This window comes from Deferrisoma sp. (assembly GCF_054681715.1).
Map to the genome: position 1 here is coordinate 1 of NZ_BAAHFQ010000041.1, position 24,190 is coordinate 24,190.

The 24,190-nt window shown below is 73.0% G+C and carries 27 protein-coding genes; 5 read left to right on the forward strand and 22 right to left on the reverse strand.

What is annotated here, in order from left to right; translation table 11 throughout:
- Nucleotides 1-24: 24 nt before the first annotated feature.
- The 8 genes from ACY0I8_RS08030 to ACY0I8_RS08065 all read right to left on the reverse strand — a co-directional run bounded on the left by ACY0I8_RS08030 (nucleotide 25) and on the right by ACY0I8_RS08065 (nucleotide 7,208).
- Nucleotides 25-495, reverse strand: coding sequence for a DsrE family protein (locus ACY0I8_RS08030; RefSeq protein ID WP_461394328.1), 471 nt, complete (start codon nucleotides 493-495; stop codon nucleotides 25-27).
- 354 nt (nucleotides 496-849) lie between these two features.
- The gene (locus tag ACY0I8_RS08035) at nucleotides 850-1,203 is read right to left on the reverse strand and encodes a hypothetical protein (protein WP_461394329.1); all 354 of its coding nucleotides are present in this window, start codon (nucleotides 1,201-1,203) and stop codon (nucleotides 850-852) included.
- Nucleotides 1,204-1,207: 4 nt separating this feature from the next.
- The gene (locus tag ACY0I8_RS08040; RefSeq protein ID WP_461394330.1) at nucleotides 1,208-1,606 is read right to left on the reverse strand and encodes a carboxymuconolactone decarboxylase family protein; all 399 of its coding nucleotides are present in this window, start codon (nucleotides 1,604-1,606) and stop codon (nucleotides 1,208-1,210) included.
- 115 nt (nucleotides 1,607-1,721) lie between these two features.
- On the reverse strand, nucleotides 1,722-3,128 hold the full coding sequence (locus tag ACY0I8_RS08045) for a PAS domain S-box protein (RefSeq protein WP_461394331.1): 1,407 nt from the start codon (nucleotides 3,126-3,128) through the stop codon (nucleotides 1,722-1,724).
- A gap of 211 nt (nucleotides 3,129-3,339) precedes the next feature.
- Complete coding sequence (locus ACY0I8_RS08050) at nucleotides 3,340-4,728, reverse strand: FAD-binding oxidoreductase (RefSeq protein WP_461394332.1); 1,389 nt, start codon at nucleotides 4,726-4,728, stop codon at nucleotides 3,340-3,342.
- Nucleotides 4,725-5,540, reverse strand: coding sequence for a metal ABC transporter permease (locus tag ACY0I8_RS08055; protein ID WP_461394333.1), 816 nt, complete (start codon nucleotides 5,538-5,540; stop codon nucleotides 4,725-4,727). The genes ACY0I8_RS08050 and ACY0I8_RS08055 overlap by 4 nt, the downstream gene beginning before the upstream one ends.
- Nucleotides 5,533-6,336 (reverse strand): metal ABC transporter ATP-binding protein, encoded by an 804-nt coding sequence (locus tag ACY0I8_RS08060; protein WP_461394334.1) that lies wholly within the window; start codon nucleotides 6,334-6,336, stop codon nucleotides 5,533-5,535. The genes ACY0I8_RS08055 and ACY0I8_RS08060 overlap by 8 nt, the downstream gene beginning before the upstream one ends.
- Entirely contained in the window at nucleotides 6,333-7,208 is an 876-nt protein-coding gene (locus ACY0I8_RS08065; protein WP_461394335.1) for a metal ABC transporter substrate-binding protein, read from the reverse strand. The genes ACY0I8_RS08060 and ACY0I8_RS08065 overlap by 4 nt, the downstream gene beginning before the upstream one ends.
- A gap of 300 nt (nucleotides 7,209-7,508) precedes the next feature.
- Between ACY0I8_RS08065 and ACY0I8_RS08070 the strand changes: the two genes are divergently transcribed.
- Nucleotides 7,509-8,465 (forward strand): NGG1p interacting factor NIF3, encoded by a 957-nt coding sequence (locus ACY0I8_RS08070; RefSeq protein ID WP_461394336.1) that lies wholly within the window; start codon nucleotides 7,509-7,511, stop codon nucleotides 8,463-8,465.
- Here ACY0I8_RS08070 and vapC read toward each other — a convergent pair.
- The 3 genes from vapC to ACY0I8_RS08085 all read right to left on the reverse strand — a co-directional run bounded on the left by vapC (nucleotide 8,462) and on the right by ACY0I8_RS08085 (nucleotide 10,641).
- Complete coding sequence (gene vapC, locus ACY0I8_RS08075) at nucleotides 8,462-8,866, reverse strand: type II toxin-antitoxin system tRNA(fMet)-specific endonuclease VapC (RefSeq protein ID WP_461394337.1); 405 nt, start codon at nucleotides 8,864-8,866, stop codon at nucleotides 8,462-8,464. The two genes, ACY0I8_RS08070 and vapC, sit on opposite strands and share 4 nt — an antisense overlap.
- Complete coding sequence (gene vapB / locus ACY0I8_RS08080) at nucleotides 8,863-9,090, reverse strand: type II toxin-antitoxin system antitoxin VapB (protein WP_461394338.1); 228 nt, start codon at nucleotides 9,088-9,090, stop codon at nucleotides 8,863-8,865. The genes vapC and vapB overlap by 4 nt, the downstream gene beginning before the upstream one ends.
- 201 nt (nucleotides 9,091-9,291) lie before the next feature.
- Entirely contained in the window at nucleotides 9,292-10,641 is a 1,350-nt protein-coding gene (locus tag ACY0I8_RS08085) for an aspartate aminotransferase family protein (RefSeq protein ID WP_461394339.1), read from the reverse strand.
- A 250-nt stretch (nucleotides 10,642-10,891) separates the two neighbouring features.
- Here ACY0I8_RS08085 and ACY0I8_RS08090 point away from each other — a divergent pair, with 250 nt between their 5' ends.
- The 4 genes from ACY0I8_RS08090 (at nucleotide 10,892) to ACY0I8_RS08105 (ending at nucleotide 14,875) form a co-directional block, all read left to right on the forward strand.
- Entirely contained in the window at nucleotides 10,892-11,353 is a 462-nt protein-coding gene (locus ACY0I8_RS08090; protein WP_461394340.1) for a peroxiredoxin, read from the forward strand.
- Between the two features lies 1 nt (nucleotide 11,354).
- The gene (gene trmB, locus ACY0I8_RS08095; protein WP_461394341.1) at nucleotides 11,355-12,329 is read left to right on the forward strand and encodes a tRNA (guanine(46)-N(7))-methyltransferase TrmB; all 975 of its coding nucleotides are present in this window, start codon (nucleotides 11,355-11,357) and stop codon (nucleotides 12,327-12,329) included.
- A gap of 117 nt (nucleotides 12,330-12,446) precedes the next feature.
- The gene (locus ACY0I8_RS08100) at nucleotides 12,447-13,421 is read left to right on the forward strand and encodes a substrate-binding domain-containing protein (RefSeq protein ID WP_461394342.1); all 975 of its coding nucleotides are present in this window, start codon (nucleotides 12,447-12,449) and stop codon (nucleotides 13,419-13,421) included.
- A complete protein-coding gene (locus tag ACY0I8_RS08105) occupies nucleotides 13,418-14,875 on the forward strand; it encodes a sensor histidine kinase (RefSeq protein WP_461394343.1) in 1,458 nt (485 codons plus the stop codon). Before ACY0I8_RS08100 ends, ACY0I8_RS08105 begins: the two co-directional genes overlap by 4 nt.
- A gap of 155 nt (nucleotides 14,876-15,030) precedes the next feature.
- On the opposite strand, the gene ACY0I8_RS08110 is transcribed toward ACY0I8_RS08105, so the two are convergent.
- The 11 genes from ACY0I8_RS08110 to ACY0I8_RS08160 form a co-directional block, all read right to left on the reverse strand.
- Complete coding sequence (locus ACY0I8_RS08110; protein WP_461394344.1) at nucleotides 15,031-16,011, reverse strand: YbgA family protein; 981 nt, start codon at nucleotides 16,009-16,011, stop codon at nucleotides 15,031-15,033.
- Entirely contained in the window at nucleotides 16,008-16,856 is an 849-nt protein-coding gene (locus ACY0I8_RS08115) for a ChaN family lipoprotein (protein ID WP_461394345.1), read from the reverse strand. Before ACY0I8_RS08115 ends, ACY0I8_RS08110 begins: the two co-directional genes overlap by 4 nt.
- Nucleotides 16,853-17,986: an NAD(P)/FAD-dependent oxidoreductase gene (locus ACY0I8_RS08120; RefSeq protein ID WP_461394346.1), complete on the reverse strand. Its 1,134-nt coding sequence runs from the start codon at nucleotides 17,984-17,986 to the stop codon at nucleotides 16,853-16,855. Before ACY0I8_RS08120 ends, ACY0I8_RS08115 begins: the two co-directional genes overlap by 4 nt.
- On the reverse strand, nucleotides 17,983-19,401 hold the full coding sequence (locus ACY0I8_RS08125) for a phytoene desaturase family protein (RefSeq protein WP_461394347.1): 1,419 nt from the start codon (nucleotides 19,399-19,401) through the stop codon (nucleotides 17,983-17,985). Before ACY0I8_RS08125 ends, ACY0I8_RS08120 begins: the two co-directional genes overlap by 4 nt.
- Nucleotides 19,398-20,459, reverse strand: coding sequence for an STAS domain-containing protein (locus tag ACY0I8_RS08130; RefSeq protein WP_461394348.1), 1,062 nt, complete (start codon nucleotides 20,457-20,459; stop codon nucleotides 19,398-19,400). Before ACY0I8_RS08130 ends, ACY0I8_RS08125 begins: the two co-directional genes overlap by 4 nt.
- A 15-nt stretch (nucleotides 20,460-20,474) precedes the next feature.
- The gene (locus ACY0I8_RS08135) at nucleotides 20,475-20,864 is read right to left on the reverse strand and encodes a pyridoxamine 5'-phosphate oxidase family protein (RefSeq protein ID WP_461394349.1); all 390 of its coding nucleotides are present in this window, start codon (nucleotides 20,862-20,864) and stop codon (nucleotides 20,475-20,477) included.
- A gap of 14 nt (nucleotides 20,865-20,878) precedes the next feature.
- Nucleotides 20,879-21,310, reverse strand: coding sequence for a lipocalin family protein (locus tag ACY0I8_RS08140; protein WP_461394350.1), 432 nt, complete (start codon nucleotides 21,308-21,310; stop codon nucleotides 20,879-20,881).
- A 363-nt stretch (nucleotides 21,311-21,673) separates the two neighbouring features.
- Nucleotides 21,674-22,147, reverse strand: coding sequence for an Hsp20/alpha crystallin family protein (locus ACY0I8_RS08145; protein ID WP_461394351.1), 474 nt, complete (start codon nucleotides 22,145-22,147; stop codon nucleotides 21,674-21,676).
- A 331-nt stretch (nucleotides 22,148-22,478) separates the two neighbouring features.
- Nucleotides 22,479-22,910: a DUF4352 domain-containing protein gene (locus ACY0I8_RS08150; protein ID WP_461394352.1), complete on the reverse strand. Its 432-nt coding sequence runs from the start codon at nucleotides 22,908-22,910 to the stop codon at nucleotides 22,479-22,481.
- A 35-nt stretch (nucleotides 22,911-22,945) separates the two neighbouring features.
- The gene (gene panB, locus ACY0I8_RS08155) at nucleotides 22,946-23,752 is read right to left on the reverse strand and encodes a 3-methyl-2-oxobutanoate hydroxymethyltransferase (protein ID WP_461394353.1); all 807 of its coding nucleotides are present in this window, start codon (nucleotides 23,750-23,752) and stop codon (nucleotides 22,946-22,948) included.
- Nucleotides 23,730-24,190, reverse strand: a 461-nt coding sequence (locus tag ACY0I8_RS08160) for a ketopantoate reductase family protein (protein ID WP_461394354.1), incomplete at its 5' end; no start/stop codon positions are given. The genes panB and ACY0I8_RS08160, both read right to left, overlap by 23 nt.

A 24,190-nucleotide genomic window follows, 5' to 3' on the forward strand; every position in this document is an offset into this window, starting at 1 on the left:
CGGGCCGGTTCAAAGCGGGCGCGGTTACATCCAAAGCACCCACGCGCCCTGGATGTTCTCCATGAGCCAGTCGCCGCCTGCCTTTTCGAAGTAGGGGAGCCGGTCGTCGCCGCCCGCGCCGAAATACTCGGCACAAGGGGGGCACACCCCGAAGGTGGCACCCCGTTCCCGGAGATCCTCGAGGATCTCGAGGGCGGTACCGAACTTTTTGAACACCGGCGACTCGATGCGGGGCGCCTTGTCCTTGTGGGCCAGTTCCGCGCCGTGCAGCGTTGTCCAGACGTGCACGCTGCCCCACTTCTTCTTCGCCACCACCTGGGCCATGAGGAGCCCGAAGATCGCCCGGTTGGGGTCGTCGGCGCCGTGTGTCAGGACGAAGACGTATTTCCCCTTGTTCTCCATGCCGGCGAAGGCCTGCCCGCCGAACAGGCTCGCCAGCCCCGCGGCGCCCGCGGCGGCGAGAAACTGCTTGCGATCGATTCCGGTCGTTTCCATGTGCGTCCCTCCTCGCGTTGCAGCGGACTCCCTCCGCCCGCGGGTTGGAGCGCTCCCGCGGTGCGCTTCCTCACCGCGGGCGCCATGAACCGCTTCATCCCAGAGCCTCTTCGTGGGGGGATCCGAAGCCTGGAGCCGCGCCGGCTCGCGGACTCTATGATTCCGAAACGCGAAGCCCGGTACCAACGGGGAATTCCGATGGACCCGCCCGGGTCCATCGCCTGGGGTGATGGGGGTGGGGCAGGCCCGGAGCGCGGGTTCGGGCAAGAGGGGCGGTGGGCTTTTCCCCGGGAACAAGGTAGCCGAGGGGGAGGTCGGATGTACCGCGCCTCAGGTCGGCGGACTTTAGGGGTCTCAGGGATTCCGGGACAAATGCCAACCCGTTTCGCGCCGGTGGAGCCGGAGCTTGGCCCCGCACCGGCGACAGGGAACGATGCGTTGGCCCAGGGCCCGGGTGAAGGCGATCGTCCGGCCGCAGGCCGGGCACCGGGCGTCGAAGGTGGGGCCGGCCGCCGTGAGGGCCGAGAGCACCCCCACGGCCATGAGGAGGAGCACCAAACCGGTGTAGGCCGGGGCGAGGCCCCGCACGGCGAACGCCGCCGCGAGCCCACCGATCCCCATGGCCACGGCGAGCTTCACCTTGTTCAGCAGGGCCGAGCCCGGCCGGGGCTCGGCCCGTTGCGCGTCGGGCGTCTTGGCTCGGGCCACCGGCCTACCCCTCGTCCGGGATGGGCCACAGGCCCCGGGCCTGGAGCACCCGGCGCAGGGCCTTGAGGCCCTGGTTCATGGCGGGGACCCCGCCGTAGACCGCGGTCTGGAAGATCACCTCGGCCAGCTCCCGGGGGGTGCAGCCCACGTTGAGCCCGGCGTGGAGGTGGAGTTCCAGTTCCTCGGTCTTCTCGAGCACGGTAAGCGCGGCCACCGTGACCATCTGGCGCACCTTGTGGGGGATCTTCTCCCGGGCGTACATCTGGCCGGTGATGAAGAGCGACAGATCCCGGGCCAGGCCCTTGTCGAAGGCCTTCCACAGCTCATAGGGCCGCTCGCCCTCCACCCCCTCGAAATAGAGCTTCGCGGTTTCGGCGGTCTTCTTCACGATCTCGTCGGACACGGTGCGTCTCCTTCTCCTCGGGTTCATCGGTCGGCTGGGGGCGAGTATGGCGGCCCGGCGAGGATCGGGTCAACCGCTCGGTAGACAAGGCGCATCGGGGGGGCGGCGGGAACACCTACCCGCGGGAAGCCGCGGGGAGCCACACCCGAAACGTGGTGCCCCGGCCCTCCTCCGAGTCCACCTCGATGCGGCCCCCGGCGCGGTCCACGAGCAGCTTCACGATGTGGAGCCCCAGGCCCGAGCCCGAGGTGCCCCCGGCGTTGGACGCCCGGTAGAAGCGCTCGAAGAGCCGCTCCCGATCCCGGGCCGGGATGCCCCGACCGGTGTCGGCCACGGTGAGCCGGAGCCCGCCCTGGTCGGGCTCCAGGCGGACCTCGACCCGGCCCCCCTCCGGCGTGAACTTCAGGGCGTTGGACACCAGGTTCTCGACCACGTGCCGGAACCCCTCGGCGTCGGCCACCTCGACGCCCGGCGGCACCGGGGCCTCGGCCCGCAGCTCCACCCCCCGGTCCCGGGCCCGGGGCCCGAACCCCCGCACCGCGGCCTCGAACACCGTGCGGGCCGGCCCGGGCTGGGGCGTCCAGGCCCCCTCCTGGGCGAGCCGTTCGGCCAGGAGGAACCGCTCCACCATGGAGGCCACCCGCCGGCTCGCGTCGAGGATCTGCTCCACGCACTGGCGCTGGGGGTCGGGGAGTTCCCCGTAGGCGCCGGAGCGAAGGGCGCTCGCAAACCCCTGGATCACCGTGAGCGGGGTCTTGATGTCGTGGCCGACGAGGTGCAGGAACTCCCGCCGGAGGGATTCGAGCTTCTTTCGCTCGGTGATGTCCCGGACCGAGGCCTGGAACGCCCCCACGCTCGAGGTCTCCCGGGAGATCCGCACCTCGGCCCAGCGCTCCTCGCCGCTCTTGTGGAGGAACCGGACCTCGTACTGGGTGGGGGCGTCCTCGCCCCGGACCCGGGCCTCGAAATACCGCTTGAGCCGCTCCACCTCGTCGGGCGGCACCACCTCGGAGAAGTGGAGGCTCTCCACCTCGTCGCGCCGGTACCCGGAGAGTTCCTCGGCCTCCCGGTTGATCACCCGGATCCGCCCCTCCCGGTCGATGCCGAAAAGGGCATCGGTGGCCCGCTCGTAGAGCTCGGCGTAACAGCGCTCGAGCCGCACCAGGGCCGTGACGTCCCGCACCATGCCGAGCACCCCGAGGGGGGCCCCGTCGGGGCCGTCCACCCGGCACAGGGCGTACTGGAACACGAAGGTCTCCTCGCCGATCGGGGTGACCCGCTCCTCCAGGAACGGCTCGCCCGTGGCCACCACCCGGGCGATGACCTCCCGCTGCCGGCCGGCCTGGTCCGGCGGGAAAAGCTCCCCCACCTGCCGGCCCACGATCTCCTCGGCCGGCCGGCCCAGGTACCGGGTGGCCGCCGCGTTCACCAGGAGGAACCGGGCGCCCGGGTCCAGGGCGAACACCGGCTCCGGGACGAGGTCGAAAAGATGGGTGCCCAGATGGGCCTTCAGCGTATCCATCGGGAACTCCCCCGGCCGGCAGGGCCGTTCGTCGTGGCTCGAGGCCGAAGAATCGTCGGGGGGGCGGTGGCCGTGGCGGCCCAACCGGCAGGCCCGAGGTCTCTGCGACCGCCCCCCGCACCCCGGCAATTTCCCGGGCGAAGTCCCGCTCCGGCCCGCCGATTTTTTTCTGTAACCGGCCGTGAATGAAGGCGTTACGCCGCCCAGCCGCCTAGCCGTCGGGAAACATCTTCCCCGGATTCAGGAGACCCCGGGGGTCGAACAGGCGCTTGAGGTCCCGCATGAGGTCGAGGCTCGCCCCGTGCTCCCGGGGGAGGAACCGGCGCTTCCCCAGGCCCACCCCGTGTTCGCCGGTGGCCGTGCCCCCGAGCCCCAGGGCGGCCTCCACGATCTCGGCGTTGGCCTCGTGGATCGAGGCCCACAGGGCCTCGTCTCCGAGCCGGCCCAGGATCAGGCAGTGGAGGTTCCCGTCGCCGGCGTGGCCGAAGATGTATCCGGTGAGCCCCCGACGGTCCAGGATCTCCCGGGCCCGGGCCGCGAGGTCGGGGTAGCGGCTCCGGGGCACGGCCGCGTCCACGATGAGGATGCCCTCGCCCACGTGGGCCTCGCGGATCGTTCGGTAGGCCCGGTGGCGGGCGTCCCAGAGCCGGGCTCGCTCGTCGGGGCCGATGCCGGCCTCGAACGCCTGGGCCCCCTCGGCCCGGCAGATCTCCTCCACGAGACCGGCGTCGGCCCCGAGCCCGGCCCGGCTCGTGCCGTGGAACTCGAGGAACAGGAGCGGCCGGTCGGGAAGCCCGAGCCGGGCGGCCCGCTCCACCACCCGCACGGTGTGGAGGTCCAGGAACTCGCAGGCCGCGACCCCGAGCCCCGAACCCATGATGGCGGCCACGGCCCGGGTGGCGGCGGCCGCGTCGGCAAAGGGGACGAGGGCCGTGAGCACCTCGGGCGGCAGGGGCGCGAGTTCCAGGGTGATCCGGGTGAACACCCCGAGGGTCCCCTCGCTTCCCACCAGGAGCCCCACCAGGTCCAGGCCCGACGAGGTCTTGGGCGCAAGCGTCCCCGCCTCGATCACCCGGCCGTCGGCCAGCACCACCTCGAGGCGCTTCACGAACCGGCGGGTGGGGCCGTAGCGCACCGTGCGGATGCCCGAGGCGTTGTTGGCCACCATGCCCCCGACGCTCGCGGCCGCCCCGGGGTCGGGGGGGAAGAAAAGGCCCGTGCGGCGGCGGTTCAGCTCGGCGTTGAGGTCGGTGTAGAGCACCCCGGGCTCCACGGTCACCAGGAAGTCCTCGGGCCGCACCTCGACAATCCGGTTCATCTGGGCGAAGTCGAGCACCAGCCCGCCCCGCACCGGGATGGGGTTCCCCTCGATGCTCGTGCCCGCGCCCCAGGGGGTGACCGGCACCCCGTGCTCCCCGGCCCACAGGAGCGCTCGGCGGACCTCGTCGGTCGAGACCGGCCAGGCCACGGCCTCGGGCCGGCGGGGCTCGTGGAACGACTCGTCCCGGCTGTGGAGATCGAGCACCGAGGGCCCGCGGCTCAGGCGGTCGGCCGGGAAGATCCGCCCCAGTTCGGTCCAGGCGCGGTCGGTCAGGGTCATGGGGAGTTCCTTCGGCGTTTGGGGGAAAGGGCGAGGCACACGAAGAAGATCCCGGTGGCGGTGAGCACGATGGTGGCCCCGCTCGGCACGTCGAGCCCGTAGGAAAGCACGAGCCCGAGAAAGCACGAGAGGTTCCCGAAGAGCACCGAAAGCCCGAACAGGGCCCGGTAGTCGTAGGTGAGCTGGTAGGCGGCCGAGGCCGGGGTCACGATCAGGGCGAACACCAGCATGACCCCCACGGCGTCGAGGCTCAGCACGATGGTGAGGCTCACCAGAAGGAGCTGCAGGAACGAGTACCGCCCGGCCGAGAGCCCCAGGGCCTCGGCCACCTCGGGGTCGAAGGAGAGAAGCTGGAACTCCTTAAAAAAGAGGCCCACCGTGCCGGCCACGGCCAGGGTCAGGAGCCCGATGATCCTGAGATCCGTGGCCGTGACCGCCAGGATGTTCCCGAACAGATACCCGTAAAGCCGGGCGTCGTAGGTTTTCATGAGCCCGACGAACAGGATGCCCAGGGCCATGGTCAGGGCGTAGAAGATGCCGATCGAGGCGTCCATGCGGATGCGCCCCGCCTGGCTCGTGGCGTGGATGGCGCTCGCCGTGGCCACGCAGAACCCCACGGCGGTCACGAGGGGGTTCCAGCCCAGGAGGAACCCCAGGGCCACCCCCCCGAAGGCGGCGTGGGCGATGCCGGCACCGATGAACGCTAGGCCCCGGAGCACCACGAACACCCCCACGAGCGAGCACGACGTGCCCACGAGCAGGCTCGCCAAAAGCGCCCGCTGGACGAAGGCGTAGGAGAACATCTCACCCATGGTGGTGGTCCCCGGCGAACACGAACGGCCGGCCCTCGGCCTCGTGCACGAGCACCTCGGCCCCGTACATGCGCTCCAGGGTCTCCCGCACCAGGGCCTCGCCCGGGGGGCCGTAGGCGTACACCCGCCGGTTCAGGGCCAGCACGAGATCCAGGTGGGGGTACACCAGGTTCACGTCGTGGGTCACGAGCACCGTGGTGAGGCCCCGCTCCCGGTGGGTGCGCACCACCAGGTCCAGCACGGCCCGCTGGCTCTTCACGTCGAGCCCGGTGAAGGGCTCGTCCAGCAGGAGGATCCGGGGTTCCCGCACCAGGGCCCGGGCGATGGCCACCCGCTGGAGTTGCCCCCCCGAGAGTTGGCCGGCCGGCCGGTGGGCGAACCCCTCCATGCCCACGGCCTCGAGCGCCGCGAGCGCCCTGCGCCGCCCCTCCTTCCCGGGCCGGCGCAGGGGGCCCAGGGCCGGGTAGAGCCCCATCAGCACCACGTCGATCACCCGGAACGGGGCGTTGGGGTCCACCTTGGAGGCCTGGGGCACGTACCCGATCTCCCGGCGGATGCGCGTGAGGTGGTGGCAGCACTCGTCGCCCACGTACACCCGGCCCTCCACCGGGGTCACGAGGCCGAGGATCGTTTTGAGGAAGGTGGTCTTCCCGGAGCCGTTGGGCCCGAGCACGGCCAGGAGCACCCCCGCCGGGATCTCGAGGCTCACGTCCTCGAGGGCCGGGGCCCCGTCGTAGCTCACGGTCACCCCCTGGAACCGGATGGCCGGGGGAGGGGCGAGGGGGAGCTCGCTCACGGCGGGGTCCCGGCGAGGGCCTCGATCAGGGCGGAGGCGTTTTGCTCGAGGAGTTCCAGGTACGACCGGGCCGGCGAGGCGCCGAGCAGGGGGCTCAGGGTGATGACCCGGATCCCGGTCTCCTGGCGGAGAAGTTCGGGGATCTTCGAGGAGAGCTGGGGTTCGGTCACGAGCACCCGGATCTTCTCGTCCCGGATCCGGTCGATCAGGCCGGCGAGGCCCCGGGCCGAGGGTTCCTGGCCCGGGATCTCCGTGATCACCCCGACGAGTTCGAACCCCAGGCCCTCGGCGAAGTAGGGCCAAGCCGGGTGGTAGGCGAGGAACCGCCGGTCGGGGAGTTGCCGGACCCGCTCCCGGATCCGCTCGGCCGTCTCCCGGAGCCGGCGCCGGTAGTCCTGGTACCGGAGTTCGTAATAATCGCCGGGGAACGGGTCCACGGTCTCCAGCCCCCGGGCGATGTTGCGGCACAGGATCTCGGCCCGGCCGGGGTCGAGCCACACGTGGGGGTTTCCGGCCTCCCCGTGGTGGTCCTCGCGCCCCTGGATCACCGGCACGCCCCGGGCCGCCTCGATCACCTCGAGCTCGCTGTTCCGGGCGTTCTCCACGAGCCCCTTCACCCACTCCTCGAGCCCCAGGCCCACCATCACGAGCACCCGGCTTCCGGCCACGGCCTTCACGTCCGAGACCCGGGGCTCGTAGGTGTGGGGGTTCTCGAGGCCGGTGATCAGGGACCGCACCTCCACCCGCTCGCCCCCGATCTCCCGGACCCAGTCGGCCAGGTCGGGCAGGGTGGTCACGACCCGGATGCGGTCGAAGGCGCCGGCCGGGAGGGCGACCGAGAGGGCCAGGAGAACGGCGAGCAGGATCCGCATGAAGGCTCTCCCCGCGGGATTTGTAACCGACGCGGAGCGATTCTAGGGGAGGGGTGGGGGGTGGTCAAGAAACCCCGGGCCGCCCGAGGTTGCGGCGGCCGCGCGAAACGACGCATTCTGTGGGGACCTGCGAACCACGGAGGACGGAGCTGTCGGGCGGCCAGGCGGCGAGGCGGCTTGGCGGCAGGGAGCCCGAGGTCCAAGCGCCGGAGAATAACGATAACGCTGGGGGCAAAGAGCCGTTGGGCTGCCGGGCCGCCGGGCAGCCCAGCCGCCCAGCCGAAACAAAAGGAGGACCCCATGACGCTTCAGGAGTTCTACCGCAAGGCCGTGGAGGTGGGGATGGACCGGGACCCCCGGGGCCGGGCCGAGGCCGAGGCCGATCTGGCCGCCGCGGCCAAGGAGTGGGAGGGCCTGCCCGAGGCCGACCGGGAGTTCTTCGACCGGGAGCGGCTCGAAAACCCCTACGCCGACACCCGCATCCTCCACGGCGACCCCGCCACCGAACTCGGGGCCGTCATGGTGGCCGTGGACGTGGAGGGCGACGAGCTGCTGCTGGCCGACCGGCTCCGGGAGAAGGGCCGGCGGCTCGACGCCGTGGTGGCCCACCACCCCCGGGGCCACGCTCTCGCCCAGCTGCCCGAGGTCATGCGGATCCAGGCCGGCATCCACGCCGGGCTCGGGGTGCCTGTGGGCCAGGCCGAGGGGATCCTCGGGCCGCGGCTCCGGGACGTCTCGGAGCGGATCCAGCCCGTGAACCACCAGCGCACCGTGGACGCGGCGCGGCTTTTGGGCGTGCCCCTCGTGTGCGTCCACACCCCGGCCGACAACTGCGTGGCCACGTTCCTGACCGATCTGTTCGAGCGGGAGCAGCCCCGCACCCTAGCCGACGTCCTCGACCTCCTCCACGACATCCCCGAGTACCGCCGGGCCCGGGCCGAGCAGACCGGCCCGGTGATCGTGGCGGGCGACAAGAAGAACCGGGCCGGCAAGATCTTCGTGGACATGACCGGCGGCACCGAGGGCGCCAAGGAGATGTACGAGAAGTTCGCCCACGCGACCGAGGTCTCGACCATCGTGGGGATGCACCTGTCCAAGGAGCACGTGGAGGAGGCCAAGAAGCACCACCTGAACGTGGTGCTCGCCGGCCACATCTCCTCGGACAACCTGGGCCTCAATCTCCTCCTCGACGCGGCCCTGGCCCCGGGCGTGGAGGTGATCGAGGCCGGCGGGTTCCGGCGGGTGGACCGGCGCTAGGTCGCCCAGTTCTCCACCCGGAGCCCGGGAACCCGGCGGAACTCCCGTTCGTTGTTCGTCACGAGGGTGCAGCCCGCCGCGAGGGCGTGGGCCGCGATAAGGGTGTCGAGGGCGCCGATGGGTGTCCCTTGCCGTTCCAGATGGGCCCGGACCCGGCCGTAGGTCCGGGCCGCCTCGTCGTCATAGGGCAGGATTTCCAGGGGGGCCAGAAACCGGGTCAGGGCGAGCCGGTTTTGTTCCGGGCGGGAGCTTTTTTCGACGCCGTATTCGAGTTCGCTCAACGTGACCGCGGAGATCCCGACGCTCGAAACCGGAAGGCGGACGAAGCGCCGGATCACGGGATCCGGTTTCTCCCGGATGATGTAGATGCAGATGTTGGTGTCGAGCAGATACCGGATCACAGCTCGTCGCGGCGGGGCTGCTCGGGCTGCTCCCGGGTCGCCATGAAGTCGTCGGTGAATTCGTGAAGGCTTTCGGCCCACTCCCGCCACGGGTCGTCCTTGGGGATGAGGAGGACCACGCCCCCGACCTTCTTGATGAACACCTCGTCCCCTTCGAACCGAAACGCCTGGGGCAGCCGGACCGCCTGGCTCCGGCCGTTTCGGAACAGCTTCGCGGTTTGCATGGGGCCCTCCGCGCCTGAGGGAAGTATATACCGAGGTATATGCCAGGGGTTGCCCATTCCGTCAACCGGGGAGTCGCTGGTTCGCCGTGGCCCGGAACGAGGCTGCAGCCGCGTGCACCGTCGGCCCCGCCGGGTGTTGCGGGATCCAAACGGCCGGAACCAGTCCCCCACCCGCCCCCGGCGAACCCTTCGAAGGTTCTTTTACTCTCTTTCGAACCCCTCCCGGGCGAGGTCCTCGGCGGCGCGGGCGTAGGCGTCGAGGAGTTGGGCGAGTTCCGGCTCGCCGTGGGCGGCCGACAGGGCCCCGCCGCCGTGCACGGCGAACACCCCGTGGGTGAGGAGGGCCACCTTGAGCTCCCGGTCCTTGACGGCCGCGAAGGTCTTGGCGGCGAGGTCGGCCGGGGACCGGAGGTCCCGGTCCTCGGCCCGGAGCAGGTGGGTCATGAAGAGGCTTCCCCGGCCGGTGCAGGCCGCGGGCACCCCGGCGGCGGCGAACCGCTCCTCGATGCCCCGGCGGAGCCGCTCGCCCCGGTCGGCGAGCGCCGGGTAGAGCTCGGGCGCGGCCCGCTCCAGGGCCTCGAGGGTCGCGAGCGCCGCGGCCAGGGTGACGGGGTGGCAGCTGAAGGTGCCCCCGCCCACGAGCACGGGGCGGTCGGGGGCCCGGGCCTGGAGGGGGTCGGCCGCGTCCATGACCTCGCGCCGGCCGCCGTAGACCCCGATGGGAAACCCGCCGCCGACGATCTTCCCCAGGGTGGTGAGGTCGGGCCGCACCTCGTAGTCGTCGGCGAGGGTGCCGTACCGGAACCGGAAGCCGGTGATGATCTCGTCGAAGATGAGCACCGCCCCCTCCCGGTCGCAGATTTCCCGGAGGAGCCGCAGGTAGGCCGGATCGGCCGGGAGGAACCCCCCGGCGCCCAGCATGGGCTCCACGATGATGCCCGCGATCTCCCCCCGGTGGGCCTCCACCACCCGCAGGGTGGACTCGATGTCGTTGAAGGCGATGAGGTCCACCCCCTGCTCCCGGGGCGGCAGGAGCCCCGGACCCTCGGCGCCCCGGAACGGCGGCTTCACGGCGAACGACAGGTCGGTGCTCGCCCCGTGCCAGCCGCCGGCCGCCTTGAGCACCCAGGGCTTGCGGGTGAACCCCCGGGCGAGCCGCACGGCGTACATGGTGGCCTCGGTGCCGCTCGTGCAAAACCGCATCCTCTCCATCGCCGGCACGGCGGCCCGGAGTCGCTCGGCCAGTTCCACCTCGGCCTCCACCGGCATGCCCACGTGCCAGCCCCGGGCGACCGCCTCCTCCACGGCCCGGCGCACGGGCCCGAAGCCGTGGCCCAGGATCATGGCGTAGTGGCCCATCCAGAGGTCCAGGTAGGCGTTGCCGTCCGGGTCGAACACCCGGGCCCCCTCGGCCCGGGCGGCATACAGCGGGTGGGGGCCGAACCGTCGGAGGTTGTGGCTGATGCCCCCGGGCATGAGGTCCCGGGCCCGGCGGTCGAGGGCGGCGGACCGGGGGGTGAGGTCGCGGTAGCGGGATTCGTAGCTGCGCATGTGAGGTCCTTTTCGGTTGGGAAGCGGGGAGGATTGGAGGCTGGGCGGCTCCGGCATACCTTCCCCGGGGGGTGCCGGCTCCAGGCGGCCCAACAGACCGACGGTCGTGGACCGAAGAGTGGCGACCGAGGTTCTCCGGGCGGCCGCATCCTGTACCACGGCGGGGCTGGGCGCAACAAGCGCTTGGGTCCGACCGGGCCGGTGGGGTATCCTGCACGCCCGTTGCGAACCGTTCCAAAGGAGGTGCCCCATGCTCCAGCCCGGCGATCCGCTGCCGGCGTTTTCCCTGGAAAGCGACACCGGCGAGGCCGTGACGAACGAGACCCTCCGGGGCTCCCGGGCGGTTCTCTTTTTCTACCCCAAGGACCACACCTCGGGGTGAACGGCCGAGGCCCTGGAGTTCCAGGAACGCCTCGGGGAGTTCGAAACGCTGGGCGTCCGGGTGATCGGGATCTCCCGCGACAGCCTCGCGAGCCACGCCCGGTTCCGGGAGAAGCACGGGTTCACCTTTCCGCTCCTTTCCGACCCCGACCACGCCTTCCACGAGGCCTGCGGGGCGTGGGGGGAGAAGAAGACCTACGGGAAGGTCACCCTGGGGGCGATTCGGACCACCGTGGTGGTGGGGCCCGACGGCCGGGTGGAGCGGGTGTATCCCAAGGTGAAGGCCAAAGGCCACGCCGAGCGGGTGCTCCAGGACCTCAAGGGGGGCTAGGGTGGCCGGGAGCCGGCGGACCTTCTTCCCGGTGCCCGAGGGGTTCGTGCCCTGGTGGCGGCTCGGCCGGCCCCAGGACTGGGCCCAACTCTTCGGCCGGCCCGGCCCGGTGGAACTCGAGATCGGGCCGGGCACGGGCGAGCGGCTGGCCCGGGAGGCCGGGGCCCACCCCGACCGGAACTACCTGGGGGTGGAACTCCAGTGGGGCCGGCTGGCCCGGGCCCTGGAGCGGTGCGGCCGGGCCGGGTACCGGAACGTGCGGGGCACCCTGGCCGACGCCCGGTTCGTGCTCCACCGGGTGGCGCCGCCCCGGAGCCTGGACCGGGTGGTGGCCCTGTTCCTGGACCCCTGGCCCAAGGACCGCCACGAGGGCCGGAGGCTCTTCGGCCGGCCGTTCCAGGAGCTCGTGGCCTCCCGGCTCCGGGACGGGGGCGAGGTGTACCTGGTGACCGACCACGGCCCCTACGCCGACTGGGTCTGCGAGCAGGCTCGGGGCGGGCCGCTGCGGGCCGAGCGCCGGGAGATCCGGCCCGGGTTCGGCACCCGGTTCGAGGAGAAATGGGTGGGGGGCGGCCAGGAGCGGTTCCACGAGATCCGGCTCGTCAAGGAGCGGCACCCCGAGGTGCCCGTGCCCGAGGAGGTGGAGGTGATCCAGGTTCCGGTGAGCGGGTTCGATCCCGACCGGTTCGCGCCCCGCACCGTGCGGGGCGAGGCCACGGTGGCGTTCAAGGAGGTGGTGTACGATCCCGGCCGGGCGAAGGCCCTGGTGCGGGCCGTCGTGGTGGAGCCCCTGCTGGAGCAGCAGGTCTGGATCGAGGTGGTGCGGGAGCGAAAGGGGTGGCGGGTGAGCCCGGCCGAGGGCTGCGCCTTCGTGCCCACCCCGGGGCTCCGGGCCGCGCTCGAGGAGGTGGCCCGGGCCGCCGACGAGTCGGCGGCGGCCGGGAACCTTCAAGACCCGGGGGCCGCGGGCCGATAGAAGGCCGGGGAGGCCTGCCCGTCTCGCATCCGCGTCGAAAGGGGGCGGTACATGCTTTTCCTAGGAGCTTCGGCCCGCAGTCTCCGGTCGGCGGTCTCCGGTCCGGCGGCCCGTGCCGTGGCTGGACGATCCACGGGCCGTACGCCGAGGGTTCAGGTCCCAGGGGCGGCCGGCCTCGCGGCGCGCCTGCTCATCCCGTTGCTCCTCTTCCTCGCCGCCTGTTCGGGGGGCGACGAGCCCTTCGTGGACCTCTCGGCCCAGCCCGGGGCCGAGGCGCCCGCCCCCGAGCCGAGCCGCGAGGCCGCCCTTCGCATCGGCCTGGGGTCCATGATCACCCCCAAGGAGGGGTACCGGTACTACCGGGAGCTGGCCGAGTACCTGGGGGAACGGCTCGGCCGGCCCGTGGACCTGGTGGACCGGGGAACCTACGCCGAAACCAACGAGCTCCTGAAGACCGGTCAGGTGGACGCGGCCTTCGTGTGCGGCCGGCCCTACGTGGAGGCCCACGACGCCTTCGGGGTGGAGATCCTGGCCGTCCCGGTGGTGGACGGGAAGACCGTGTACCACTCCTACATCCTCGTGCCGCGGGCGAGCCCCGCCAACACCCTGGCCGACCTCCGGGGCAAGCGGTTCGCCTTCACCGATCCCCTGTCGAACTCCGGCTGCCTGGTGCCGACGTACGAGCTCGCCCAGCGCGGGGAAACCCCCGAGACCTTCTTCGGCGAGGTGGTGTACACCCACGCCCACGACGCCTCGATCCGGGCCGTGGCCCGGGGGCTCGTGGACGGGGCGGCCGTGGACAGCCTGATCTGGCACTACCTGGCCCGGCGGGAGCCCGAGGTGGCGGAGCGCTGCCGGGTGATCTGGCGCTCGCCGCCCTACGGCATCCCGCCGGTGGTGGTGCGGCGGGGGGCCGACCCGGAGCTCGTGCGGCGGGTGCGGGACGCCCTGCTCCACGCCCACGAGGACCCTGCGGGCCGCCGGATCCTGGAGGGCATGGGGGTGGACCGGTTCGTGCCCGGGGACGACCGGGCCTACGACGGCATCCGGGCCATGCGGGCCTGGCTCGAGGCCCGGGAGGGGCGCCCGTGAAACTGCGGCACCGGCTGGAGCTGGGGGCCGTGGGCCTGGTGCTCGCCGTGGGCGTGGCCTGGGTGGCGCTCACGGCCCTGTCGGTGCGGCGGGAGCTTGGCCGCGAGATCGATCTGCGCGCCCTCACGGTGGCCCGCCACCTGGCCCGGGAGGCGGCCGACTCGGTCCTGACCGAGAACCGGTTCCGGCTGGGGATGCTCCTTAGCGAGGCCCGGGAAAAGGAGCCCGGGGTGCGCTACGCCTACGTGGAGCGGGGTGGCGCGGTGCTGGCCCACACCTTCGAGGCCGGGGTGCCGGAGGCGCTTCGGTCCGTGGCCCCCTCGGCGGGTACCCGCCGGCTGCGGACCCCGGAGGGCGAGGTGGTCCACGCGGCCCAGCCGGTTCTCGACGGGCTTGCGGTGGTGCACGTGGGGATCGACGCGGCGCCCCTGGAGGCCGCGGCCCGGGCCCTCACGCTCCAGACCGTGGGGCTTGCGGGGCTGGTGGTGTTGGGGGCGGGGCTCCTGGCCGTGTTCCTGGTGGCCCGGGTGATGCGGCCCCTGGAGGGGCTGACCGCGGTGGCCGAGGCCGTGGCCGCGGGCGACTGGAGCCGCCGGCCCGAGGCCCGGGGCACGGGGGAGGTGGCCCGGCTCGCCGACGCGTTCGGCCGGATGCTCGACCGGCTCGAGGAGTCCCACCGCCGGCTCGAGGACGCGAACGTGGAGCTCGAGCGGGAGATCGAGGCCCACCGGCAGGCCGAGGAGCGGAACCGGGTTCTCCAGGAGCAGCTCCTCCGGGCCCAGCGGCTCGAGGCCGTGGGCCAGCTCGCCGGGGGCATCGCCCACGAGTTCAACAACCTCCTCGCGGCCGTGCTTTCGGCGGCGGAACTCGCCATCCGGCGTCTCGGGTCCGACCACCCGGAGGCCCGGCGGCTCCAGACCATCGTGGCAGCGGCCGAGCGGGGGGGCGCCCTCACCCGGCGGCTCCTGGCCTTCAGCCAGCGCCAGGTCCTGGTGAAGCGCCGGCTCGACCCGAACCGGCTCCTGGAGGAGACCGCCGCCCTCCTCGAACCCGCGCTGGGCGAGGCGGTCCGCCTCGAGGTGCGGGCCGAAGGCCGGGTCCCCCTGGTCCGGGCCGACCCCGAGCAGATCCGCCAGGTGCTGGTGAGCCTGGCCACGAACGCCCGGGACGCCATGGCCCCCGAGGGGGGACGGCTCCTCTTCGCCACCCGCCGGGTCGAGGACGGGGGCCGGGAATGGGCCGAGATCGAGGTCACCGACGAGGGGAAGGGCATCCCCCCCGGCGACCTCGACCGGATCTTCGACCCCTTCTTCACGACGAAGGAGGTGGGGAAGGGCACGGGGCTGGGGCTTGCGGCGGCCTACGGCATCGTGCAGCAGCACGGCGGCGACCTCCGGGTGGAAAGCGCCCTGGGCAAAGGGACGACGTTTCGGATCCTGCTGCCGGGGGCGTGAACCCGGCGGCGCGGCCTGGCGGCCCGGGGAAAAAACCACGGAGGGCACGGAGGACGCGGAGGGTCGGGGGGGACGGAAAGCCGCGCCAGGCTCTCCCCCTGCCCCCCACCCGCTGGTTTCCGCTGCGATCCCGGGGGGGCACCATCCCGTTGTCGTTAGCAGGATGTTCCGTCCGCACGTCCTCGCGTCCCCGGGTCCGCGCCCTCGAGCTCCAACGGGTGCGGCCGGAGGTAGGTCTGGTCCAGCAGGTACGCGACGCCGTAGCGTTGGGCGAGATCCCGGACGCGGTCCAGGACGGCCTCGAGGGGCGTGGTCCCCCCCCGGAACGCCTCGATGGCCTCGGCGAGCCGGGCCCGCTCCCCGGGGTCGGCCCGGTCCCGGAAATAGCCGGCCAGGTGTTGGAGCACGTTCGCGTGGCTCGCCCGGGTCGGGGCGGTGGCCAGGGTGGCGAGGAGGGCGGCCTCGTAGGCCTGCCACGCGGCTTCGGCGGTTTCCGGCCTCGCCCCGGCCACGATGGGCCCCAGCCGGCGGTAGCGCTCCTGCCCGTGGGCCATCAGGTTGTACTTCTCCCTCCGGTGGAAGGCCCGCAGGGCCTCGAGGCCGGGCGCCCCGGCCCGGGCCTCCCCCCAGCGCCGTAGGGCCAGGGCCCTCCGGAAAAACGCCGCCCGGGCCCCCGGATCCCGCAGGGTCTCCTCCTCGGCCCGGGGCAGGAGGGGAAACCGCCGGGCCAGGGCCGCGGCGAAGAGCCCCTGGCCCAAAAGGGGCGCGTCCTCCCGGGGCCGCGCGGCGTACACCCGGGCCGACCTCACCGCGCACGAGGGCGACCGGGCCTTGAGCACGGCCGCTTCCGGCCCGGCCCGGGCGAGGGCCTCCAGGAGTTCGGGGAACCGGGCGGTGAGTTCGGCCGTCCGGTCCCGCCCGGTCTCCACCCCCACGGCCCGGGGATTCCCCGGGTTCCCCACCAGGTCCACGGCCTCCCGCGGCACCCCCAGGTGCCGCTCGGGGCAGACCGGAACCCACGCCACCCACTCCGAGAGCGCCACGAGCCCGGCGTCCCGCTTGTGCCCCCCGTCGTAGCGCACGGGTTCTCCCAACAGACACGCGCTCACGACGACCCGAAGCCTTGGGTGGCTCATCTCACCTCCCACACGTAGTCGGCGTCGCGGGCCAGGGCGCCGTAGTCGGCGAGGGCGGGGTCGAGTTGGGGCAGGATCACCCGGGTGGGCAGGTCGGGCCGGCGGCGGCGCATCTGCTCGGGGATGCCGTGGCGCCAGGCGTGGAACCGGCCGGCCAGCACCACGAGCAGCTTCGCGGGGTGGGCCTCCAGGTAGTCCAGGGCCCGGTTCGCCATGACGGTGTCCCACACCACCTGGGCCTCGCAGAACCGGCCGAAGGCTTCCCCCTCCTCGTCGCCCTTGAGGCCCAGCACCTGCCGGAGGAGGTTCCGGTAGCGCTCGTCCACGTCGCACCGGACCACCCGGAGCTCCCGGCGCTCCTCCTCCCCGAGGCTCTCGAACCCCTCGCGGCCCACCTTGAGCACCACGTGCCGGGGGGCGTTTAGGGCCACGAGGGGGATCCCGTGGTTCCGGGCGTAGAGAAAGATGGGCCGGTAGAGGGGCCAGAGGGTGAAATCCCAGCCTGCGGCGAAGGCGGCCGCGAGGCCCGAGGGCAGGAGCTCGCCCCGGTTCCACCGGTCGAGCTCGGGCTGGGCGCCGGCCTCGAACATCTCGAGCCCCAGGGCCAGGTCCACGTCCCGGGCGTGGAGGGCGTCGAGGACCCGGAGCTGGACCTCGTGGTGGAGGGGGTCGTCGTGGCGTTCCCCCAGGAACACGGCCCGGACGCCCCCGAGGTCTTGGGCGAGTTCCCCGAGCGTAAGGGCCCGGCCGTCCCGGGCGTGGAACCGCAAGACCCCGGCCGCGGCGGGGTGCGCCCCGGCCGCGAGGGTCGCGAGGAGGAGAAGAAGCGCCGCCGGTCGGGTCATCCCATCCCCAGAACTTTCCTCGCCCGGCCGGGGCTTCCGAGGAGTTCGGCCAGGTACCGGGCCTCGATGAGTTTCTTGGCGGCGGCCGCCGCGAGGCCCCGGACCGGGACTCCCCGGAGCACCCCGATGCCGTCCCAGTCCCCCAGGGCCACCACCTCGCCCTCGGGGCGGTAGTCAACCGGTTCCGGGTCGCGGCCGGCCAGGAGCGCCAGGGCGTTTCGGGCCGCGGCCGCCCCGTGGAACACGGCCCGCTGGGCGCTCGCCAGGTTCGCGGGGTCCGGGGCGTCGACCCGCACGAAATCCCCGAGCCCGAACACCTCGTCGTGGCGGGGGTGCTGGAGCGTGGGCCGGAACGGGTCGGTCCCGATGCCCTCGAGGGGCTCCGGTTGCACCCCGACGCACCAGTACACGAGATCGGCCTCGAGGGCCCCCCCGGGATCGAGGTCCACCCCGCCGGGGGCCACCCGGGCCACCGCGGTGCCGAGGCGCAGCTCGATCCGCTTTTGGCCGAACCGCCGCACCAGGTAGCGCCGGAGGGCGTCGGAGCACTGGGACCGCTCCAGGGGCACCGGCCCCCGCTCCACCATGACTATGTCGCACCGGCCCACCGGCGCGGCCTGGCGGGCCATGGCCGCCACCTCGAGTCCCTCGATCCCGGCCCCGCACACCACCACCCGCCTCCGGGGGCCCCGGGGCGAGCGAAGGCCCAGGGCCTCGAACCGGCGGCTCGCCAGATCGGCCGCCTCGTAGGTCTGGAGCCCCACGGTGTGCTCGGCCGCACCCGGTACCCCGAAGTAGGCGGTGTGGCCGCCGGGTCCGGCCAGGAGGACGTCGTAGGGGTACCGGCCGAGGCGGCCTTCCACCGCCCGACGCTGCGGATCCACGGCCAGGGCCTCGTCCTGGACGAACCGGCCGCCCCAGGCGGCGGCGAGGCGGTCCAGGGGGAACCGGATCCCCGGCTCGCGGCTCCGGAGCACGGCTCGCTCGTGGAACCGGGTTTTGATGGTGTGGTGGGGGGCGGGGTCGAGGAGAACCACCTCGAGCCGGCCCCGATGCTGCCGGGCCAGGGTGCGCAGGGCCGCGAGCCCGGCGTAGCCCCCGCCCGCGATCACGATCCGCGCCCCGGTCATGGGGCCGCCTCCAGACCGAGGTCCCGCAACGCCTCCCGGGCCGCCCACCAGCCGCTCATGCCGTGGGCGCCCCCCCCGGGCGGGGTGGACGCCGAGCACAGGTACCATCCCTTCACCGGCACCCGGTAGGCCCGGCGGCCCGGAACCGGCCGGACCAGGGTCTGGGCCAGGTCCTGGACGCCCCCGGTGATGTCGCCGCCCACGAGGTTCGGGTTCTCGGCCTCCAGATCCCGGGCGGTCCGGACGGCCCGGGCCAGGATGCGGTCCCGGAAGCCCGGGGCGAAGGTTTCGATGCGGTCCTCGACGGCGCGGCTCTCGTCACGGTCCCACCCGGCCGGCACGTGGCAGTAGGCCCAGGCCGTGTGGCCCCCCCCGGGGGCCCGGGTGGGGTCGAAGAGGCTCGGCTGCACCACGATCACGTAGGGTTCGGCCGGGGCCCGGCCGGACCAGGGCGCGGCCTCCGAGGCGGCCACCGCCTCGAACCCGCCTCCCAGGTGCACGGTGCCGGCCCGGCGGCAGATGTCCGCCCGCCAGGGGATCGGGCCCGAAAGGGCCCAGTCCACCTTGCAAACCCCGGGGCCGTGGCGGAACCGCAGGAGCCGCCGCCGGTATCCCGGCGGGAGCCGGTGGCCCGCCAGGGCCGCGAGGTTCCGGGGCGCGAGGTCGAAGAGCACCACCCGCGCGGCGGGCAGGTCCTCGGCCCGCCGGACCCAGGTGCCGGTTTCCACCCGGCCGCCCGCCGCCTCGATCGCGGCCACGAGGCGATCCGCGAGCCGCCCGGTCCCCCCCCGGACCAGGGGCCAGCCCACGGCGTGGGCCGAGGCCGCGAGCACGAGGGCGAAGGCCGCGGTGGGGGGGCGGTGGAGGGGGAGCACGCCGTGGCCGGCCAGGCCGGCCCACAGGGCCCGCGCCTCGGGGGTCTGGAACCGCCGGGCCAGGGCCTCGGCCGAGCGGGCCGCCCAGAGCCCGAACCGGAGGAAGGTGCCCGGGTGCCGGGGGATCCCCGGGGGGGAGAGGAGATCGTCCAGGAGATGGCTCCACCGCTCCACCAGGGGGCCCGCGATCCGGCGGTAGGGGGCCGTGTCGGGGCCCAGGGCCTCGGCGGTTTCGTCGAGGCCGGGCAGGAGGGCCACGGCCTCCCCATCGGCCAGGGCGTGGGCCGCCGGCACCGGGGGATCCACCCACTCGGGTTCCACCCCGAGGGCCCGAAGCGCCGGGGACGCCCGGGCCATCGGCACCACGGTGGCGCAATGGTCGTGGACGAACCCCTCCCGGGTCAGGGGGGCCGAGCGGAGGCCCCCGCCGGGGGCGTCGGCCCCTTCGAGCACGAGCACCCGGAGCCCGGCCCGGGCAAGCACCAGGGCGGCCACGAGCCCGTTGGGCCCCGAGCCCACGACCACGGCGTCGGGGCTCACGGCTTCCGGCCCCCCAGGAGGGCGGCGAACGGGGTGCGCAGGGCCGCGTTCACCGGCAGGTTCGCCAGGGCCGCCCACCGGCGGCGGGCCTCGACCCGGGTCTTGGTGGCCGTGACCCGGCCCGGCACGCCCACCCGGGCCGCGAACCGTTCCAGGGTCTGGTGCCAGAATCGCTCCTGCTCGGCGTGGCCGAACAGCCGGAACCCCACCTCGTGCACGGGGTCGCCGGTGCGGGCCAGGCTCTCCACCCGGGCCACGGGGGTGCCGTGGTCGGTGTACACCCGGAAGGTGATCCACCCGGCCTGCATGTGGCCCTTGAGGGTCACGAAACTGAAGGTGTCGGGCCCCACGTGGAGGATCCGGATGCCCGTCACCAGGGGCGCCCCGCCGGGAAGCCGGATCCGGATGAGCCCCACGGCCCCGGGCGTCACCTCCCCGCCGGGAAGCCATAGGTCGGCCCCGTCGGGCCAGAGTTCGCCCAGGTGGGTCCGGAGTTCCTCGGCCAGGCGGCGGACGGAGGCCCCGGCCCCGGGGAGCCGGATCTCGTAGGCCTTGTGCCACACCTCGCCGAACCCGGTGAACGGCGTCTGGATGGGCAGGCCCTCGACGAGCCGGGGCCCGAACCCGGCCGGGGGCTCCCCCTGGAACCGGGCCGGGCCGAGGTGGGGAGCCCACTCGCCGGCCCGGCATCCCGGCTCGGCCCCCTGGGCGTCGCGCTCGGGGATGCCCAGAGCCCGGGCCCGGGAGGGGTAGGCCGGGAGCCGGGGGGAGAACCCGAGCTCCCGGAGGAGCGAGGCGCACGGGGCGGAAAGCCCGCACAGGGCGAGGCGTAGATCCCAACCTTCGGCCGCGAGGAGCGCCCGGTAGAGCACGGTGAGCCCCGAGCCGTCGGCCCGGGTGAGCCCGGCGAGATCCAGGGCCACCACCCGGGCCCCTTCGGCCCGGGCCCGCGCCAGCGCATCGTCCACCGCCGCCTGGGCCCGGAAATCGAGTCGGCCCGACGCCGCGATCACCCCCGCGGCCGGGCCGAAGGGAATCCATTCGGTACGAAACGCCATGTCCGGGATCCCCCCTTATCCCCGGGCGGGGCCGGGGCCCACGAGCGCGAGGCTCCGCACCACCCGAAACACCACCACCGCCTTCACCGCCTGCCCGGCCCCGGGCCCGGCCGCGGCCTCGGCGCCCCGGCGGATCTCGGCGAGCAGGGGGCCATCGGTCTCCTCCCGGACCTTTTCCAGGTAGAGCCGCACCCCCCGGTAGCCGGGCTCCACGTAGGCGTAGGCGGCCTTCGGGTTCGCCCGGAGGTTTGCGAGGGTCAGGCGGTCCCCCGTGCCGAAGGCCACGAGGCCCTCCTCCAGCACGTGGGGTTTCCCGTACACGGCCAGGTTCACCTCGCCCTCGGCGTTGCTGGTGGCGAGGAGTCCGGTTCCGGTGGCGTTGGCGAAGTAGCGTTCCAGGTCCATGGCGTCCGTCCCGTTCAGGGTTGGGGGGTGCGCACCAGGCGCGCGGGATCGAAGCCCCGCTCGGCCGCGATGCGCACCAGGTCTTGGTATTCGCTCTCTTCGAGATGGGGGGTGCGGCTCAGGATCCAGAGATACTCCCGCGAGGGGGAGCCCACCACCGCCGTTCGGTAGCCCTCCCCCACGTGGAGAATCCAGTAGTCCCCGCGAAAGGGCCAGAAAAAGCTCACCTTGAGCTTGGCCGGGGACGCGGGGTCCGGCACCCACGCCCGTCCCGTCACCGAGTCCCAGTCCCCCTCCAGGGAGCCGCGCCGGCACTCGTTTCGCACCCGGATCTTCCCGTCGGGCCAGAGCGTGTAGGTGGCCCGGGTGGCCGTGCAGCCCTTCTGAAATCGGTTGGGGTAGCTCGCGATCTCGTACCAGGTGCCGGCGTACCGCTCGAGGTCCACCTGAGGGGCCACCGGAAGGGGGGAACGGGCTCCAGCGAGGCGCAGCCGGCCAACGCCAGGAGGAACGCCCAGATCCGTTTCGCCATCGAGGTCATGGACCCTCCGTTTGGGGGGCGGGGCCCCGCACTCGGGGCCTCCGCCGGGTGCAGGGGCATCGCGAGGTACCCCCCCTTCTCGGGCCGGGGCGAACCGCCGGGAGGGCGGCTCCGTCCACCCGCCCGCAGTTCTCCGTGCCCTCCGTGCTCTCCGTGGTGGAAAAACAACCGCGCAGTGTACCGAACCCCAGGGCCGGGGCAAGGGCCGGGTACGGGCACGAAAAAAGGGGCTCCGGAGAGCCCCTGTTCGGGTCGGCCGCGAGGCGCCTTATTCCACCTTCACCTTGACGCCCTTGGGCTTGGCGGGTTCGGCCTTGGGCAGGGTGAGGGTGAGCACCCCGTCCTTGAGCTTGGCCTTGGCCTTGTCGGGCACCACCTCGGCCGGGAGCGGCACCACCCGCTGGAACGAGCCGTAGGCGGTTTCGCGGTAGTGGTAGTTCTCGTTCTTCTCCTCCTTCTCCGCCTTGCGCTCGCCCCGGATGGTCACGCTGTCCTCGGTGATCGTGACGTCGAGTTCGTCCTTGGAGACGCCCGGCACCTCGGCCGTGAGCACGAACTCCTTGTCGGTCTCCTTGAGGTCCACGCTTGGCACGAACCCGCCCTCCGCGAGGGCCGGGAGGCCGGCGCCCCAGGGCCTCGACCAGCTGCGGAAGAAATCGTCGAAGATCCGGTCCACCTCCTGCCGGAGGCTCCGGAAGGGATCCACTTGCTTCGATTTGGGTTCCCACTTGATCAGCGCCATGGTCATCACCTCCCCGAAACTTCGGTCTTCCGTCTTCGGTCGTCGGTCGGCCGACGATCCGCTTGACCGGCGCCTTCAACATAAGCAGGGTCCGGTGCCGGTCAAGGGAAAACGAAAGGCCGGGGCGCACGCGGCACCCCGGCCTCCGGATCCGAGCGATGGGAACGTTCTTACTCCGGCAGCTAAATACACACGGTCGGGGGCATGGGGTCTGCTGGAGCGCCGGGCGTGGCTCCTACAGTGGCCGGATGCCGCACTCACGCACGGCCGGAAGCAGTCCCCATGCCCTCCGGATCTCCTTGCGTGCCCCTATTGGCGCCGGGTTAGTAGCCTACCCGATGTCACCGATCTCCACGTGGGCGAACTCCCCCTCGTCGTAGCCCCCCGAGACGAGGAGCCGGAACCCCTCCTCCGCGGTGGGCTGGAAGTAGAGCTTCCCATGCACGGTTTCCCCCGGGTTCAGGGCCATCTTGGGCCAGGTGATCTTCCAGTAGTTCACCTCCCGGGGCCGGCCGTTCCCGTCGATGAGTTGGAACGGCGGGAGCTGCACCCGCACGTCCCCCGTGTTCGTGACCGACACCTCGATCCCGAGGTACCGGTCCTTGCCCTCGGCGTCCTTCTCCCACCAGGTCTTCGTCACGGTGTACTGGAGCTTGCCCACGGTGACCGCCTCGCCCATGGAGTGGACCTCCACGGCGTGGGCGAGCCCCAGGCCCGCCAGGGTGACCAGAACCGCCGCCAGGATCGTCAGGATCTTCCGCATGGTCTTCCCTCCTTCGGTTGGAACGGGAGTTGGTGTCATCCGTCGCCGAACCCGTGTTCCGGGCCGGGGAAGGCGCCGTCTCGCACCTCGGCGCAGTAGGTCTCCACGGCCCGGCGCATCTCGGCCCCCAGGTCGGCGTAGCGCTTCACGAACTTGGGCACGAACCGGTCGAAGAGCCCCACCAGGTCGTGGAGCACCAGGACCTGGCCGTCGCACCGGGGCCCGGCGCCGATGCCGATGGTGGGGATGGAGAGGCTCTGGGAGATGCGGGTGGCGAGCTTCGTGGGCACGCACTCGAGCACCACGGCGAACGCGCCGGCCGCCTCCACGGCCTTGGCGTCCTCAAGGAGCGCCCGGGCCGCCTCGGGGTCGCGGCCCTGCACCTTGAACCCCCCGAGCTGGGTGGCGGTCTGGGGGGTGAGCCCGATGTGGGCCATCACCGGGATGCCGGCCGTGACGATGGCCTCGATCTTGTCGGCCTGGCTGCGGCCGCCCTCGAGCTTGACGCAGTCGGCCCGGGCCTCCTTGACGAGCCGGCCGGCGCTCTCGATCGCCTGCTCCCGGCTCACCTGGTAGGAGAGGAACGGCAGGTCCCCCACCACCAGGGCCCGCTCGGCCCCCCGGGCCACGGCCGCGGTGTGGTGGATCATCTCGTCCAGGGTCACCGGCACCGTGTCGGGGTAGCCCAGGCACACCATGGCCAGGCTGTCGCCCACGAGGATGAGGTCCACCCCGGCCTGGTCCACGATCCGGGCCGTGGGGTAGTCGTAGGCCGTGATCATCACCAGGGGCGGGCCGCGGCGCTTGCGCTCGCGGATCTCAGGGATCGTGATCTTGGCCATCGGTCTCCTCCGGGCTGGGGGCCGCGGTACGGTAGCCGAGTTCCAGGGTCTGGATCAACCGCCAGAGGGTGCGGTTGACCGGGGTGGGCACGCCGTGGGCCTCGCCCCGCCGGGCCACGGCGCCCGAGATGAACTCGATCTCGGTCGAGGCCCCGCGGTCCACGTCCTGGCCCATGCTGGAGCGGTTCTGGGCCGTGGCCCGGGCCACCGAGAGCACGAAGGAGGCGAGCTCGTCCGGATCCCCCAGGTCCACCCCCTCGGCCCGGGCCACGGCCCAGGCCTCCCGGGCCGCCTCGGCCGCGAGCTCCCGGGCCGGCTCCCACTCGGCCACGGGGCCGTTTCGGATGCCCGTGAGCGCCGTGACGGGGTTGATCGCGCAGTTCACGGCGAGCTTCTTCCACACCGCCGGCCGGGGGTCGTCCACGGCCCGGGCCGGGA